Genomic DNA, 13,175 nt, shown 5'->3' on the forward strand with positions numbered 1-13,175 from the left:
GCCGGCTTCTCCTTCCAGAGCAGGCGGCGTGGCGTGTTTATGTTCCCTGTCGCTCAGCCCAAAGTGCCCCCAGTCTGGGATCAGCAACGATCGTTCAAATGCAAGCGACCATGACAAGGTCTTTGCTGCAAGGCAAATCATTCAGAATTCGAAAGCATGCTCACGTTCGAACCCGGGTAGTGGCTTAATTGCCGCATTAAACGCCCTTCTCCCGGTTACAACCCCCCCGGCTTTGACAAAAAGTCGCGCCACGCCTGAATTGCCCTGGCCCTCGACCGCCACCAGGCGGCCGCCTTCGGCGAGCTGGTCGAGCAGCGCCGACGGCACTTTGCTGACACTGCCGCCGATGAAGATGACCTCGTAAGGCGCCTTCGCGGCATGGCCTTGCGCCAGGGCGCCCTGAACCACGGTCACATTGCCGCAGCCAAGCCCGGACAGGGTCGACGCGGCGGTTTGCGCCAGTGCCGAATCGCTTTCGAGCGCCACGACGGATCTCGCCAGGCGCGACAGGATGGCCGAGGCATAACCGGTGCCGCAACCGACATCGAGCGCCGAGTCGGTCGGGTTGATCTCGGCCAGTTGCATCAGCTTGGCCAGTGGCGAAGCTTCCATCAGGTAACGCGGGCCATCGGCGCTGTCGGCGATGCGGATGTCCTCGTCGATATAGGCCAGATCGCGCTGGCGATCGCCGACGAAGACCTCGCGCGGCACCGAAAGCATCGCGTCGAGCAGCGGCGCGCTGGTCACGTCGGTGGTGCGAACCTGACCATCGACCATCTTGACGCGAAGTTCGGAAAAATCAGCGCTCATGCTCCAACCAATCTGCTTGCCGCGCCAGAATCGCGGTTCATTTCGACCGGAACTTCAGGCTCCGGCGCTGACGCGCTGGAGCCCGGGTATTGGAGGCCTCGCCCGGAATCGAACCGGGGTGCAAGGATTTGCAGTCCTCTGCGTAACCACTCCGCCACGAGGCCTCATTGCTCCCGGCGTTCCACCCGGTTCCAATAGGTTGCGGCGAAAATGCCGTCAAGCGGCCACGCGCATTCCAAAACGGTTTCCTTGCGCCGGCTCCGCGCCCTGTTAGATCGCCGTCGGAGCCGTCCACTCACATTGGCAATCCGTTAAGCATGGCAAATGATCGAGCGAAACTCCGCGCACCGGCTTGCGTTGAGAAACAGGGAGGACTGCATCATGGCCCTGGCCAAACCGAAGGACGAAACGCACGAAACCGAAAGCGTGCCGCTGCTGGGATGCGAGGAATTGGTGCGCTATGCCATCGACTGCCTGAGAATAGAAGGCACCGGCAGGCTTTCACCCCGCGACCGGGCGCGCCTGGCCTCGGCTTCAGCCGTCCTGAAGGAGATCAGCGAAGATCTGAAGGCAGGCCAGCAACCGAATTCGGAGGAATCCGGCACCAGCACGGAGAAACAGCGCGACCATTGATTCTCGTTGAAGGCGACCGCCGTGCGACATGCATCGGTATCGGCCGCTCAATTCGGCCGACGTCGCCGCTCCCACCAGACGACCAGGCGGCGCCGGTGGCGGCGCACCATGGCAATTTCGTAGGAAAGCACCAGCAATCCGAGCGGCACCATCCAGAAGCCGAGGATCGGCAAGAACCCGAGAATGCCGCCAAGGGTCAATAGCACGCCGATCGTGATTCTGAGGCCGCGCGACCGCGGCATGGTGAATTCGCGCCCGAACACCGAGATCTTTCGTGCGGGTATCGGGTTTTCGTCCGCTGCCGTCATCGCGAAGAACTGCCTGTGTTAGGGCTCGACAATCTCTTTTACGAAAGCCGCGACCGCCCTTTCGGTTCCGCGCCCCGTCGCCAAGACGGCTAATATGAGGGTGGGCAAGGCCGATTGCGAGAAACGCCTGAGCGAAAAAGTCTCGGAAAAATGCGAAATGCTTCTTTGCAAAGCCGAAACGGGTTTGCTATAGGCTGCGCCACTTGCTCAAAGAGCCTCCGTTCCCCGGTAGCTCAGTGGTAGAGCAACCGGCTGTTAACCGGTTGGTCGCTGGTTCGAATCCGGCCCGGGGAGCCAAGTTCCACACGGAACGGCTTATTTCTCAACGTTTTCAAGGCCAAGCCTTTCCCAGCGGTCCACATTCCGGTACACCGGAGGTCCACAATGGGGCTTGTATTGAAGTACGTCATCCAGACTAAAGCCGGCACTTGGCACTACCGCAGAAGGCTCCCCCGCGACTTAGCGCCGCTCCTCCGACAGAACGAGTTCAAGCGGCACCTCGGAGACACCAAGCGAGAGGCTCTACGCAACTACCCAAAGGTCAACGGTGAATTTGAGCGGCTCGTGGCCGAGACGCGGCGGCGTATTGGCCGGCCTGACCTATCTACGCTCACGCCCATGGAATTGCACAAACTGGCAGAGCGGCGGGCGCAAGAACTGGCCTCTACCACGGTTCACATCGGCGACGAAACGTTGCCCGGGAGCCATCCCGATGCGGTGGACGTGATCCTGGAGAGTTTCCTATCGAGGTCCGAACAGCACCGTGACCCCATTGAGGGTCGTGCAGTGGCTATCCTGTCCGGCGGGGATAAGCTGTCTCGCCCCGCCCCAACGCTTGAGGACGCCCGAAAGCTCTATCTCAAAGAGCGCGTTGGGGACGACACTAAGAAGACCATGGAGTTGGAACGCGTCTTCAAGCTGGTGAGCGAGGCGCTCCAGAGTGACCGGACGTTGGCGAGCCTCAAGCGCGAAGATGCTAAGGAAGTCCGCGACCATATGGCGGACGGACGTAAGGCGTCGTCCGTAGATCGCTATTTGAATGTTGTCCGTGCCGTCACCAATCACGCAATACGGGAATTTGATCTGGCCGGCGTGGCCAACCCATTCATGAACCTTGAGGCTGACCCCACAAGGGCCAAGGCAGAGCCGGACCGCGACAAGCGCCGCCCCTACACGGAGGAGGAAGCGAAGGCCGTCACGGCCCGTATCGTGTCACACGCTCGGCCGGACCTTCGCCGGATATGGCAAATCATGGAGGGGACCGGATGCCGCATCGCCGAAGTGGCGGGGTTACGGGTGGCCGATGTTCGCCTTGACCAGACCATTCCACATATGACTGTCGAGTGGCACGATGAGCGGCGCATCAAGAATGCTGTATCGCGGCGTAACGTGCCGCTGTTCGGGACTGCGCTCCAAGCAGCCAAGGAAGCCTTGAAGGCGGCCAAGGAAGGTCTGCTGTTTCCGGCCTACGGTCGCGAGGGCGGCCCCGCCTCGGCGTCTGCCGCTCTCGGCAAGCACGTCCGGACCGTGGTGGACGACCCCAAGATTGGCCCATCGCACTCTCTTCGCCACCTCATGAAAGACCGGCTCCGGCTGGCCGGCATCTCGAAATCAGAGCAAGACATCGTGCTCGGCCATTCCTCGGGCAGTGTCGGCGAAGACTATGGCGGCGACGAGGCTAGGCTCAAGGTGGCCGAACGGGCGCTCAAGGCGGCGCTGGGTGTCGGAGGCAAGCGCAAATAGGTCCTGCTTTGTGTCTGGTACGGCTGTTCGAGTGACTTCGAGGGTTCGGCTGGTGGGAAGGCACCACCCGGGCTCGAACGGCGTTCTACGGCTCGAACCAGACACGACCTCGCGTCAAGGCCACAAGTCAAATCTAGGCTGGGTGGGTCTGGCCCTCCCAAATGCGGCAATCTCGTTATGTCCTCACTCGTCAGGCTGGTGTTCGTGACTGCCGCACCCCCGCGCCGATCAGCATTGCCACCACCGTCACGGTGACGGAAATGTCCACCAGGGCGATCAACGCACACGTACTCCAGCCCAATTCGAGCCATGAGGTCGTCGCGGGGTCCCACGGTTCTCCGAGATAGTGACGAACCACTGCGCAGCCCATCAACGAGAGCAGCACACCACAGGCCCCGACAACAGCGGCGACACCAACAGAGCGGATGCCACGGTGGACCCAGATCGCGACAATTCCGAAGCTTAGGAAAATGCCTATAAAAAGTGCCGTATCGTAAAGCCCGGTTTCTGCGCCAGGAGGCGCAAACCAACTCTTACGAAAAATCTGCTGCCAACGCTCCAAGGCGGCCACTAGGGCGGAAGGAAAAACGTATGTGTAAGGTAATAGTCTTGTCATTTGTGTCCGTCTGCCGGCGTGAACAGCGGGACAGAAAAGCTGCTCAACACCTTATTGTCCTTATCCACGAACTCATAGAATGCGGGCTGAACGTTCCACTGCGCAGAACCAGCGACAGAAAACTGAAACCCGCCGGATTTACCGAGGGAGACATAGTCCTTCGTCACCTGCTCCCGAAATGCTGCATAAAGCGTGTCGGCTCCTGCCGAAAACTTGGGCCGGACCCGAATTTCTTCGGCGTTCGCTTTTGAACCAGGAACAACAGGATTGGCGGTAAATCCAAAGTAGCTAGTGTACCCGTTCCCGCCCGGTTTGATCCCGTAGGATATGTCTACGGCCAGCATTGAGTTGGTCGGGTCGGCGAGATTGGATGGAACGTACAGCCGGGTGGCTTCATTCAAACCCTCTGGCGGCAGTTCGATCGCTTCGGTCTGTGGCGCTTCGACCCCCGCTTGTTGGCGACAGCTGGCTTCGTTTGACGTTCCGCTTTTTTGTTCGTCTTATGCGTCGCCTAGGAATTGCGCAACCACCTTATCCTCAAGGTTGCCGTATTTGATGCACCCCAACACAGGACGGTCGGCACGATCGGCAGAATATCGAACTTGGTTCACGACATCTCCAGGGCGTACCCAACGGTCCGCCAGTAGAGGGATGAACCAACTAATACGAAGCCAGCCGTCGTGGCTATTGTTCACCACGCAGACGGAATATTTGATTATCTGCCCGTTTTTGTCGACGGAGGAATTTGTGGAGAAGTCGTAGGCACCTTTTTTGAAGTCCTGCGGTGTCTTCCCGGGGCAACGTTCATCCGCGAAACTGGTGGTAGCCAGCGCGACCGTGGTGAGCGCAAAGCAAGCAAGGACAGTCAAACGTTCCATAGGCCCCTCCGCAAATCAGATAGCAGCCGACACGAATTTAGTACAGTCTGGCCGAAGATAAGGCACCAAGAAGCGGCCCCGGTGGTTAGCCGGGGCTTTCGATGGTTCAATTTGGTGCCTTCAGGGGCTGTCGCGGGGACGGCGGAGACATGACGCCGTTGTGTCGTATTCCGGGGCGCGATGGGCGCATCACCGACCCTTGGCCCGAGCGTAAGGCGAAGGTCCATGGGGCGTGTTCGCCAGATAGCCTGTAAACTCGTGCTCCAGCCGGACCATGGCTAAATCCTTGCCATGCTCACGGCCGCGCGGACCCTCGTCGTTGCGCCACCGATTGTCGTTGGTCGAGATCGACCAGCGCCAAGTGCCCTCTCGCGGACCTCGCGACTTGTCGCGCTGGATGCGACCAACGCTATCGGAGCCGAGGAAGCTGGCGGAGAAACTGCTTGTTGCCGGGTTGACGGTCCAGTCAAGCCAGAACCGCGCTGCGAAATTGCGCACATACTGAGCCGCGTGGACTATGGTGGCACAAATGGCGATGGGCTGTCCGTCGTAGTCGAGGACTTCATAGCCCTCGCCGCCGGCATCGCGAACTCTCAATCGTTCGGCTGTCATGACCTTCTCCAATTCGCTCCTGAGGCCGCAAGCGCCCGTGGAGCGGGCGGCGAGCCTGATTGTTGAGTAAGGAGTTATGTCGGGCAGCCGTGCTGCTTCTTACTTCTCTTCGACGTAAGGGCTCACCCGTCGTCGGTTATCACGCGGCTTATCCGAAAGGTGCCGAGGGCCGCTTCTCTCAAGGCACAATGTAAAAGGTGACGTAACGTCTTCACCCGGTCAAGAGCACGCTCTCAATCTTTATCGCGAAAGTCCTTCAGCGACGCATGGCGAAGCTTCTCCTCGCCCTTGAGGAACTTGACCCGCCCCACCAGACCCGGCTTGAGCCACTCGGCCTTCTCTTTCGCGAGACCTTTCGGCGGCGGTGCGCCAGCCTTCTCTTGTACGCGGTCCCATAGGGCCTGTCGCTTGTCGGCTTTGAAGGTCACGAAGGCACCGCCCATGTAGTGGCCCTTATCAGCCCCAACGGTGTTAAGCCTTCTTTGCCGGCGGCTCCGACTTCTCCAACTTTATAAGATAGGCCTTTGCAGTGGCATCTCCTTGATCAGCGGCCTTGCGGATCAGAATGAGAGCGTGGGCAGTGTCCTGCTTCACGCCATGGCCACCGAGGTATGCCACTCCAAGGTTGTACTCAGCACCCGCATTCCCCTGGTCCGCCGCCTTCTGGAACCAAGAGACGGCCTGTACATAGTCTACAGGAACCCCTAGCCCCTTGTAGTACGAAACCCCAAGGTCGTACTCAGCTCCTGCATCCCCTTGGTTCGCCCCCTTCTGGAACCAAGAGACGGCTTGGGCGTAGTCGAGCGTAACGCCTAGCCCCTTCCCATAGGCCACACCAAGATCATGCTCGGCGAAGGCATTCCCTTGCTCCGCGGCTTTGCGATACCATGCGATTGCCTCAAGATAGTCCTGGGTGACACCTTGCCCCTTGGCATAAGCCAAACCCAGAAAATATTGGGCAATGGCCGTTCCTTGATCTGCGGCCTTACGGAGCCATGCGGCAGATTGTATGTAGTCCTGCGGGACGCCTCTTCCATCTCTGTACAGCAACCCAAGATTGGTTTGAGCGACCGCTAATCCTTGGTCGGCAGCTTTGCGAAACCAAATTGCAGCTTCGGTAAAGTCCTGCTTCACGCCTAACCCACGGTCGTAAATTGAGCCGAGATTGTGCTCTGCCTGGGCGTCACCTTGGTCCGCTGCTTTACGATACCAAGCGGCAGCTTGACCGTAATCCTGTTTGACACCGTGGCCTTCGGCGTAAGCGGTGCCAAGATTGTCCTGCGCTTTGGGATCACCGGTGTTAGCTAGGACGCTCCACAACAAGACAGCCGCTGCGTAGTCTCCTCTTTTATAGGCCTGTTCCGCTTGCCCCGCATTGGCGGCGCCGGCCACCACCATGCCGGAGACGAAACAAAGCAACTTCGAAAAGCTCTGCATGCTGGCCTCCAATTTGGATCCACAGTCCCGATTAGTGTCTGACTTTTTGCCACGGTCAAGCCTTGCAGCTCCGGGAGTGACTGGAAGGCGAGACCTAGAAGGACAACGACCACTTCTGCGCCTGTCCCGCGTGCGGTCAGGTGGTCGACAAGCGCGACCTTCGACAAGTGATCTGGCATGAGCAGCCGGGACACCAGCGGCTCGAAATGGACGCGTGAAAGCGACCCCGGCACATTGACCGGGGCCGTCCCTTGTCTGGCTGTTAGCCGGCTTGGGCCTGCCGCATGGCCTTTGCCGCAGCGGCATTGGCAAGCGCGTCTACCTCCTCGTTGTGAGGGTCGCCGGCATGGCCTTTCACCCAATGCCAAGTGACCGCGCGGCCCGTAGTGAGGACAGCAAGCTCCTGCCATAGGTCGGGGTTCGCAACGGGCTTGTTAGCCGCCGTTCGCCAACCCCGAGCGATCCAGCCCGAGAGCCATTCGTTCATGCCTCTGCTTACCATCTGGTTGTCGCAGAAGACCGCGACGGGGGTGCCATCGTCCTCCGGAAGTGCGCGGAGGGCTCCGATGGCTCCGCTCATTTCCATGCGAACGTTGGTAGTCTTCGCCGGCTCGGAGCCGACGACCTCTGTCCGGCTGATCTCCTGATCGCCGTCCATCAGTTTGATGGTGGCTGCCCAGCCGCCGGGGCCGGGATTGGGTACGCACGCGCCATCGCAATGGACGACAAGTCGGCGGCCCGAAGGCGCGTCGGTGAAAGCATTCATGAGTTTTTCCTTGTGTTCAGTCGTGTTCGGCGGACTGCTCCGCCTGTGCAAATTGCACGCCTAAAGGATGCATAGGTGGCCTCCCCGAGGTTGGGGTCAGAAGTCCGTCTCTTCGTCCTCGTCATCGGACGGAGCCAGCCATGAAGCTACTGCTCCTGCGAACTGACTACCCGCCCACTTCGCCACCGCCTCGGCGAACTCCTCCGCATGAGTAGGTGTCCGAGGTCCGAACTGCTTCACGAAGCCCTTCACGTAGCGATCTATCCGAGCCTCCCGCATGGCGTCCGTGTACTCGATGTCGTTCTCTCCCGCTTTGGCCCACCGTAGGGCGTCTAGGTAGCTGCCCACCTCCAACCCTTGCTCCACCAGTTGCCTGTAAAGTGCCCGCATTGACGCGACGGTCCGCTCGCTCACGCCCGACGCCTCGGCAGTCTTCCGCTTGGAGTGCGCCCCCAAGATCACAAGACGCCACGCAGCTTCCAGGCGCTCCGACTGGGTCATCGGAAGCTTCACCTTTTGGTTCCGCTGGGCGGCTTCTGCTATGGCCTCGGCGAGGCTCCCCTCGAACCACTCAACAGGCACCGACCCTTTCACCTTCGCGGCCCTATAGGCAGCCAAGCGGTGGTGACCGTCGATGCAATAGGCGCTGTCACCGATCGCATAGACCGTTACGCGGTCAAGTACCCGCCCATGCTCGGGCTTCGCCTCCAATGCCTGCTGGAGGGCCTTCACGTGGAAAGGCTCGGTGACGCCACCAGCCGCCGCCCCGGTGCGCACTTGGAACACGGTAGGGGCAACCAGAATGCGGCCAAGTGGGAGCCGGCGCGGCTTCGTGCTCAGTTCGTCCTGTCCGGCCTTGGCTCGGAGCCAGTCAACGGCCTCGCGAAAGGTGTCGGGTATGATTTGGGAGCCGGTCGTCACACGAGTTCCCGTAGGGCTTGGTTGATCTCATTAGTCATGGCTTGTTTCCTTTCTTGATCACGTTTTTCGAGTTCGGCGAGCTGTAGACCGGCACCTCCGAAGGCGGCGGTCAGATCACGGGCAACGATCATTCCCGCCTTTGGACTAAGCTCCCGGTAGACGCGCTCCTGCCTACCCGTCCGGTGGTCGTAGCGAAGGCCCGAGTGCCTACTGGAGAGCGACCGGACCCGCTTCACGAGCTGTAGGCGGAAGGCAGCGTCGGATAGGAACCGCTCCGGTCTCTCGCTCCAGAACAGGAACATCGCCATGGCAGTGACGGCTATGTCCCGTGCAGAGCATTCGGCGTCGAGGTTCAGCACCTCATGGGCCGCTTGCCGCTGGTATCGGCTCTGAACCCGATTGCCGGCGGTGTCCTTTGCCGAGGTAGCCAGCGCAGCCCATCGGGCATCCAAGTGGCCCCAAAGGGGACTGTGGGCATTCTTGGCGATACGTTCCCGGACGAGGGAGACGTATGGCGCAAGCTCACTCCGCCTGATGGCGGTCTGCTCGACATCGCCCTGGCGCCGTAGTCGGCTCTTGTGTCGCCGACAGTGCGGGCTGAAGCGGGAGGACGTAGGTGCGCCACAGTGTGCAGCGCGACATGTTCGCATTCATTTCTCCTAATATCTGTATCCGCCCCTAAGCACAGAGGGACGGAAAGGTTGAAAACGGCCGGGACTTCCCGACCATGATTTTTTTGATTTGTGTGATGTGCCGCCGGGGGTCGTCCTGACCTTCCCGGTTCACGGTCCCCCTTGCACGACGCAAGGCTCCGCTACCCTCACCGGAGGCTAATCCGGACTGGCGGCTTACGCGGTACTTGCACGTCCGGCGGTGTGCCGGTCTCGGGTGCAAGCCCACTTCCATTCTATGGTTCGGCCGGGGATCATCGTCTTGCCCCGCACGGTCCCGCTGCCGGCCCCTAGAGGCACGTCAGGCATGGCTGCAATCGACCGGGCTGTCTTGCTGGACAGCCAACAGGTTTTGGAAAGAGAGGCTATTGGGGCCGAACGGCCTGCGAGCGGGTTGGTCTTCGGGGTTCAGCGGTCAGGTCAAGCCCACCACTCGGTATGCGTGTTTTGAAGCCGCATATGTGTCGTCGCCAATTCAAAGTCAACACGAATATCTCAATAATTTCATCAGGTTATCTGGCGCCGGACACCTAATCCAGTGCCGAGCCTTGTAGCGCAAGGCATTCCAAGGCATGTGTGCCCGAACTGTGCCCGAAAAAAGTTGTCGGCGAGGGCGATATGCGAGCGGTCTTGGGAATAGATGCGGCTTGGACGGCGGCCCAGCCGAGCGGTGTCGCGTTGGCAGTTGAGGACCCGGCAGGCTGGCGGTTGCGGGCGGTGGCATCCTCATACAGCGCGTTCTGTGCTCTTGCAGAGGCGCCAGCGCGACCCGGTTCGACAGACGGAGCTTCCGAAGCACTTGAAGCGGCCAATGCCTTGGTGGGCTCCCCGGTCGATCTGGTCGCTGTCGACATGCCCCTTTCGCGGACACCAATTATAGCCCGCCGGGCCAGCGATGATGCAGTCTCTCGGGCCTATGGGCATAGGTGGGCAGGGACACACACTCCGAGTGCGATCCGCCCTGGGCCTGTCAGCGACAAGCTGCGGGCGAGCTTCGAGCTGAAGGGCTACGAGCTGCGGACATCTGGGCCGGTGGAGAGCGGCCTTGTGGAGGTCTATCCGCACCCGGCTTTGATTGAGTTCGCTTCTGCGGAGCGTCGGCTTCCCTACAAGTTCGGCAACAGACGTAGCTACTGGCCCGACGAGACGCCCAAGGTCCGGGCGCTCAACATTCAACGTCAGATGAGCGCCATTGCCGCCCTGATGGAAAACGAACTCTGCGGTGTAGCAGCAGCGATGCCAGAACTCGATTTTGAGCGTGCGAGCGGCCGAGAGTGGAAAGCCTACGAAGACATGCTTGACGCCGTGGTCTGTGCGGCGGTCGGCATTTGTGTGTTGGAAGGTCGCGCCGTGCCCTTCGGCGACGACCAGTCGGCGATTTGGATCCCGAAGCCGGGAAGTGCGAAGACGGTGCGGTAGGCCGACCGCAGGCGCCTTGCTACCGGCCGACGATCCACCTCACGACTGCAACCGCTCCGCAAAGGCCATAAAGGGCCATGAAGGTCATTGCCAGCGTGTAAACCATCTCCGTCCTCCCTCACATACCCCAAGCCATAAGCGCCTTCTCGGCCGCCGCAGGGTCTTCCTTGATCCGCAATACCGTCTGGCGAGTAAGCCCTGTCACCTTGGCGACGGCTGACGTTCCCTGTCCCTGCGCCAGCATGTCAGTGACGGCCCGTAGCGCGGCCCTGTCGTAGCTGGGCTTGCGGCCCCTGTAGCGGTCCTCCTGCGCCCGAGCGGCTTCTATGCCTGCCCGCTGGGCCTCTTTCGTGGCCTCGGCCTGCGCCTGGGCAGTTGCCGCCATGAAGGCTATGAGCGCGTCCCTGACGGCTTGCTGCATGGGGTCTTTGGTCGCCCCGTCGAACGTCATGTTGTTGATCACAGTCCGCAGGACCACGCCCCTGCGCATGAACTCGCGAATAGTGTCACAAACGTCTTGGTAGTTACGGCCGAGCCGATCCACCCATCGCACCACCAGCGTATCGCCCCTCCGCAGCATATCTCGGAGCCGCCTCCCTTCGGGGCGCTCGGCAAGCGTGGTGCTGACCCCGGAGACGCCGTGGTCGGCCACTACCTCATCAATGGTGAACCCGGCGGCCTCCGCTTGGGTTTGTTGGTGGCCGAGCGTCTGGTCAACGGTCGAGACACGGGCATAGAGAATGGTTTTGGACACGGTGCTTCCCTCTCTGTCCGTTAGCATGGTGTACGCTAACTAGACTGTCCGTTGATGCAAGTCAATCCTAACGGACATCCTTTCGGGCAGCGCCTCGGCTGTACGCTGGGCTATACCCTTCCGGACAGACTGTCATCGCAGTCGCGGCTCTGATACGAGCCGGAGGCGCACACTGGGGGTAGCCACATGGATGAGAAGAATTATCTTCAACTCGCCGTTCGGATCGCTGAACAGGCAACGCCGGCCCAAAACGATGCGCTCAAGGCTTGGGCGCTGAAGCTTCTCGACATTCGGAACTCGGACTTGCCTGCCCGCCAAAAGGCGAAGAAGGCAATCGCGGTCACCGCTTCAAGCAAGGTCATTTGGCCTATGGTGAAGATCGTAGCGTCACAGACCAAAAGCGTCGGCTGGGACAATCGCTCTGTCGCCCAGCGATTAGGACTAGGTGCTGCCGCCGTGGGTGTTGCAGTGTTCGGCAGCCAAGGTGCCGGCATAGCTGCCCTTGGTGGGGCCATTGGTGTGCCGTTGTGGGTGGTGCTCGGCGCAGGTTCGATGTTCGCACGCTACCTCTATGAAGAACTCGCGCTCCGCTCGAAGGACAAAAGCGGAGCGTCCTACTCGGTCATAGATGCCGAGAAGATTGACGACGGTAACGCCTAGCCCTTGTCCAACGCCAACGTTCGGCGTGCCTGACAAATGTCATGGGAAGGGCTCGCCTGTCCCGTCCAGCCCGTGGAGAGGCGTTCGCGTCGGCATGATGCATTCCAGCTCTGGCACCCTAGAAGCCGCTGAAACGCCCCAACGGAACATAGGGAGAGGCATCCGGGCGGCCTGCCGTGGGCCAAGAGTGGACCGGGCGTGAGCTAGAGGGGCAGCGACCCCACCGGGGGGTATCGCGCCGCTGAAACTATCCAGTTCGACCCCTCGGATTTTTCTGTCAAAATACAGCCACTATCAGGGCTGGGGCCTCAAAATGACTTTGCCGAACAACAGAGAGTTCAAACTCAAGATCAAGTGGTACCTGTCCTCTTACAGGGTGTGCGGGGATTGCAGATACGCAATCTCGGGACTGAGGGAGGAAAGGCCGGCGTTCTCCAGTTGGCGCGTGCAGTGGGCGGGGATTTGCGCCCTGCTCAAAACCTCAATCCATCTGCTAGGTAAGAAGGACGCCCGTGCCTGTTTGCCGCCTGTGCTCCGCCAGTCTCTGAAAGACGCATGGGTAGAATTGGGGAGGCGGCGGTCGGAGTTCCCTCTTTTCTGGGAGTTCATAGACAAAGAGCGCAACAACATTTTGAAGGAGTACGACATCTCTGCCTACCCGGCTATCATTCGGAGTGATGGTACCGTCGACCAGACTTCGTACAGCCTCCTGTACATGCTGGGGGAGGCCGAGGAGGAAGCTTTGATCCTGCGCGGCGGTCCCTATGACGGCCAGTTCGCTCTCGATGTGGCGGCAGACGCCACCGACTGGGCCGAAGGCTACATTCTCCAGGCAATCCGAAATGCGGGGTTTGATCCGGAGGAGGAAGTCCGTTCGTCGGATTTCTTGAATGAGGCGCTGCGCGACATGGGCTTGTTGAGCGCCCGTACAGGTTCTGCATCCTGAC

General features: G+C 60.5%; 16 protein-coding genes, 2 tRNA genes and 1 pseudogene. 6 read left to right on the forward strand and 13 right to left on the reverse strand.

Annotation, left to right across the window (positions count from 1 at the left end; all coding sequences use genetic code 11):
• Window positions 1-141 precede the first annotated feature (141 nt).
• Both FJ943_RS18855 and FJ943_RS18860 read right to left on the reverse strand, forming a co-directional pair.
• Complete coding sequence (locus FJ943_RS18855) at window positions 142-810, reverse strand: protein-L-isoaspartate O-methyltransferase (RefSeq protein ID WP_015317516.1); 669 nt, start codon at window positions 808-810, stop codon at window positions 142-144.
• 90 nt (window positions 811-900) lie between these two features.
• Window positions 901-974 (reverse strand) — tRNA-Cys (locus tag FJ943_RS18860).
• A gap of 217 nt (window positions 975-1,191) precedes the next feature.
• Between FJ943_RS18860 and FJ943_RS18865 the strand changes: the two genes are divergently transcribed.
• Window positions 1,192-1,443 carry a hypothetical protein gene (locus FJ943_RS18865; protein ID WP_140723734.1) on the forward strand — a complete coding sequence of 84 codons (252 nt, stop codon included), beginning with the start codon at window positions 1,192-1,194 and terminating at the stop codon, window positions 1,441-1,443.
• A 47-nt stretch (window positions 1,444-1,490) separates the two neighbouring features.
• On the opposite strand, the gene FJ943_RS18870 is transcribed toward FJ943_RS18865, so the two are convergent.
• Window positions 1,491-1,751, reverse strand: coding sequence for a hypothetical protein (locus FJ943_RS18870; protein ID WP_140723737.1), 261 nt, complete (start codon window positions 1,749-1,751; stop codon window positions 1,491-1,493).
• 222 nt (window positions 1,752-1,973) lie between these two features.
• Here FJ943_RS18870 and FJ943_RS18875 point away from each other — a divergent pair.
• Together FJ943_RS18875 and FJ943_RS18880 are read left to right on the forward strand one after the other, a co-directional pair.
• Window positions 1,974-2,048 (forward strand) — tRNA-Asn (locus FJ943_RS18875).
• 87 nt (window positions 2,049-2,135) lie between these two features.
• Window positions 2,136-3,494 carry a tyrosine-type recombinase/integrase gene (locus FJ943_RS18880; RefSeq protein WP_140723740.1) on the forward strand — a complete coding sequence of 453 codons (1,359 nt, stop codon included), beginning with the start codon at window positions 2,136-2,138 and terminating at the stop codon, window positions 3,492-3,494.
• A 190-nt stretch (window positions 3,495-3,684) separates the two neighbouring features.
• On the opposite strand, the gene FJ943_RS18885 is transcribed toward FJ943_RS18880, so the two are convergent.
• The 9 genes and pseudogenes from FJ943_RS18885 to FJ943_RS18925 all read right to left on the reverse strand — a co-directional run bounded on the left by FJ943_RS18885 (window position 3,685) and on the right by FJ943_RS18925 (window position 9,083).
• Complete coding sequence (locus tag FJ943_RS18885) at window positions 3,685-4,056, reverse strand: hypothetical protein (RefSeq protein ID WP_140723743.1); 372 nt, start codon at window positions 4,054-4,056, stop codon at window positions 3,685-3,687.
• Between the two features lie 50 nt (window positions 4,057-4,106).
• The gene (locus FJ943_RS18890; protein WP_140723746.1) at window positions 4,107-4,511 is read right to left on the reverse strand and encodes a hypothetical protein; all 405 of its coding nucleotides are present in this window, start codon (window positions 4,509-4,511) and stop codon (window positions 4,107-4,109) included.
• A 99-nt stretch (window positions 4,512-4,610) separates the two neighbouring features.
• Window positions 4,611-4,988 (reverse strand): hypothetical protein, encoded by a 378-nt coding sequence (locus tag FJ943_RS18895; RefSeq protein ID WP_140723749.1) that lies wholly within the window; start codon window positions 4,986-4,988, stop codon window positions 4,611-4,613.
• 189 nt (window positions 4,989-5,177) lie between these two features.
• Window positions 5,178-5,600 (reverse strand): hypothetical protein, encoded by a 423-nt coding sequence (locus FJ943_RS18900; protein ID WP_140723752.1) that lies wholly within the window; start codon window positions 5,598-5,600, stop codon window positions 5,178-5,180.
• A gap of 233 nt (window positions 5,601-5,833) precedes the next feature.
• Window positions 5,834-6,046, reverse strand: a pseudogene (locus FJ943_RS18905) (ATP-dependent DNA ligase); the annotation flags it as partial.
• Between the two features lie 25 nt (window positions 6,047-6,071).
• Window positions 6,072-7,037: a tetratricopeptide repeat protein gene (locus tag FJ943_RS18910; protein WP_140723755.1), complete on the reverse strand. Its 966-nt coding sequence runs from the start codon at window positions 7,035-7,037 to the stop codon at window positions 6,072-6,074.
• Between the two features lie 262 nt (window positions 7,038-7,299).
• Window positions 7,300-7,803 carry a ribonuclease H gene (locus FJ943_RS18915; RefSeq protein WP_140723758.1) on the reverse strand — a complete coding sequence of 168 codons (504 nt, stop codon included), beginning with the start codon at window positions 7,801-7,803 and terminating at the stop codon, window positions 7,300-7,302.
• A 96-nt stretch (window positions 7,804-7,899) separates the two neighbouring features.
• Complete coding sequence (locus tag FJ943_RS18920) at window positions 7,900-8,724, reverse strand: hypothetical protein (RefSeq protein WP_140723761.1); 825 nt, start codon at window positions 8,722-8,724, stop codon at window positions 7,900-7,902.
• On the reverse strand, window positions 8,721-9,083 hold the full coding sequence (locus FJ943_RS18925) for a hypothetical protein (protein WP_140723764.1): 363 nt from the start codon (window positions 9,081-9,083) through the stop codon (window positions 8,721-8,723). Before FJ943_RS18925 ends, FJ943_RS18920 begins: the two co-directional genes overlap by 4 nt.
• 930 nt (window positions 9,084-10,013) lie before the next feature.
• Between FJ943_RS18925 and FJ943_RS18930 the strand changes: the two genes are divergently transcribed.
• A complete protein-coding gene (locus FJ943_RS18930; protein ID WP_140724176.1) occupies window positions 10,014-10,814 on the forward strand; it encodes a DUF429 domain-containing protein in 801 nt (266 codons plus the stop codon).
• A 118-nt stretch (window positions 10,815-10,932) separates the two neighbouring features.
• Here FJ943_RS18930 and FJ943_RS18935 read toward each other — a convergent pair whose 3' ends face one another.
• Window positions 10,933-11,595: a recombinase family protein gene (locus FJ943_RS18935; RefSeq protein WP_140723767.1), complete on the reverse strand. Its 663-nt coding sequence runs from the start codon at window positions 11,593-11,595 to the stop codon at window positions 10,933-10,935.
• Window positions 11,596-11,754: 159 nt separating this feature from the next.
• On the opposite strand from FJ943_RS18935, the gene FJ943_RS18940 reads away from it, so the two are divergent.
• A complete protein-coding gene (locus FJ943_RS18940) occupies window positions 11,755-12,228 on the forward strand; it encodes a hypothetical protein (protein ID WP_140723770.1) in 474 nt (157 codons plus the stop codon).
• A 313-nt stretch (window positions 12,229-12,541) separates the two neighbouring features.
• Window positions 12,542-13,174, forward strand: coding sequence for a hypothetical protein (locus FJ943_RS18945; RefSeq protein ID WP_140723773.1), 633 nt, complete (start codon window positions 12,542-12,544; stop codon window positions 13,172-13,174).
• The last annotated feature ends 1 nt before the right edge of the window (window position 13,175 follow it).

Source organism: Mesorhizobium sp. B2-3-10 (genome assembly GCF_006442275.1).
Classification (GTDB): domain Bacteria; phylum Pseudomonadota; class Alphaproteobacteria; order Rhizobiales; family Rhizobiaceae; genus Mesorhizobium; species Mesorhizobium australicum.

Bases quoted from the DNA above. Each gene is read 5' to 3' on its own strand.
- FJ943_RS18855 (WP_015317516.1), bottom strand. From the start codon at position 810: ATGAGCGCTGATTTTTCCGAACTTCGCGTCAAGATGGTCGATGGTCAG.
- FJ943_RS18865 (WP_140723734.1), top strand. From the start codon at position 1,192: ATGGCCCTGGCCAAACCGAAGGACGAAACGCACGAAACCGAAAGCGTG.
- FJ943_RS18870 (WP_140723737.1), bottom strand. From the start codon at position 1,751: ATGACGGCAGCGGACGAAAACCCGATACCCGCACGAAAGATCTCGGTG.
- FJ943_RS18880 (WP_140723740.1), top strand. From the start codon at position 2,136: ATGGGGCTTGTATTGAAGTACGTCATCCAGACTAAAGCCGGCACTTGG.
- FJ943_RS18895 (WP_140723749.1), bottom strand. From the start codon at position 4,988: ATGGAACGTTTGACTGTCCTTGCTTGCTTTGCGCTCACCACGGTCGCG.
- FJ943_RS18900 (WP_140723752.1), bottom strand. From the start codon at position 5,600: ATGACAGCCGAACGATTGAGAGTTCGCGATGCCGGCGGCGAGGGCTAT.
- FJ943_RS18910 (WP_140723755.1), bottom strand. From the start codon at position 7,037: ATGCAGAGCTTTTCGAAGTTGCTTTGTTTCGTCTCCGGCATGGTGGTG.
- FJ943_RS18915 (WP_140723758.1), bottom strand. From the start codon at position 7,803: ATGAATGCTTTCACCGACGCGCCTTCGGGCCGCCGACTTGTCGTCCAT.
- FJ943_RS18930 (WP_140724176.1), top strand. From the start codon at position 10,014: ATGCGAGCGGTCTTGGGAATAGATGCGGCTTGGACGGCGGCCCAGCCG.
- FJ943_RS18935 (WP_140723767.1), bottom strand. From the start codon at position 11,595: ATGCTAACGGACAGAGAGGGAAGCACCGTGTCCAAAACCATTCTCTAT.
- FJ943_RS18940 (WP_140723770.1), top strand. From the start codon at position 11,755: ATGGATGAGAAGAATTATCTTCAACTCGCCGTTCGGATCGCTGAACAG.
- FJ943_RS18945 (WP_140723773.1), top strand. From the start codon at position 12,542: ATGACTTTGCCGAACAACAGAGAGTTCAAACTCAAGATCAAGTGGTAC.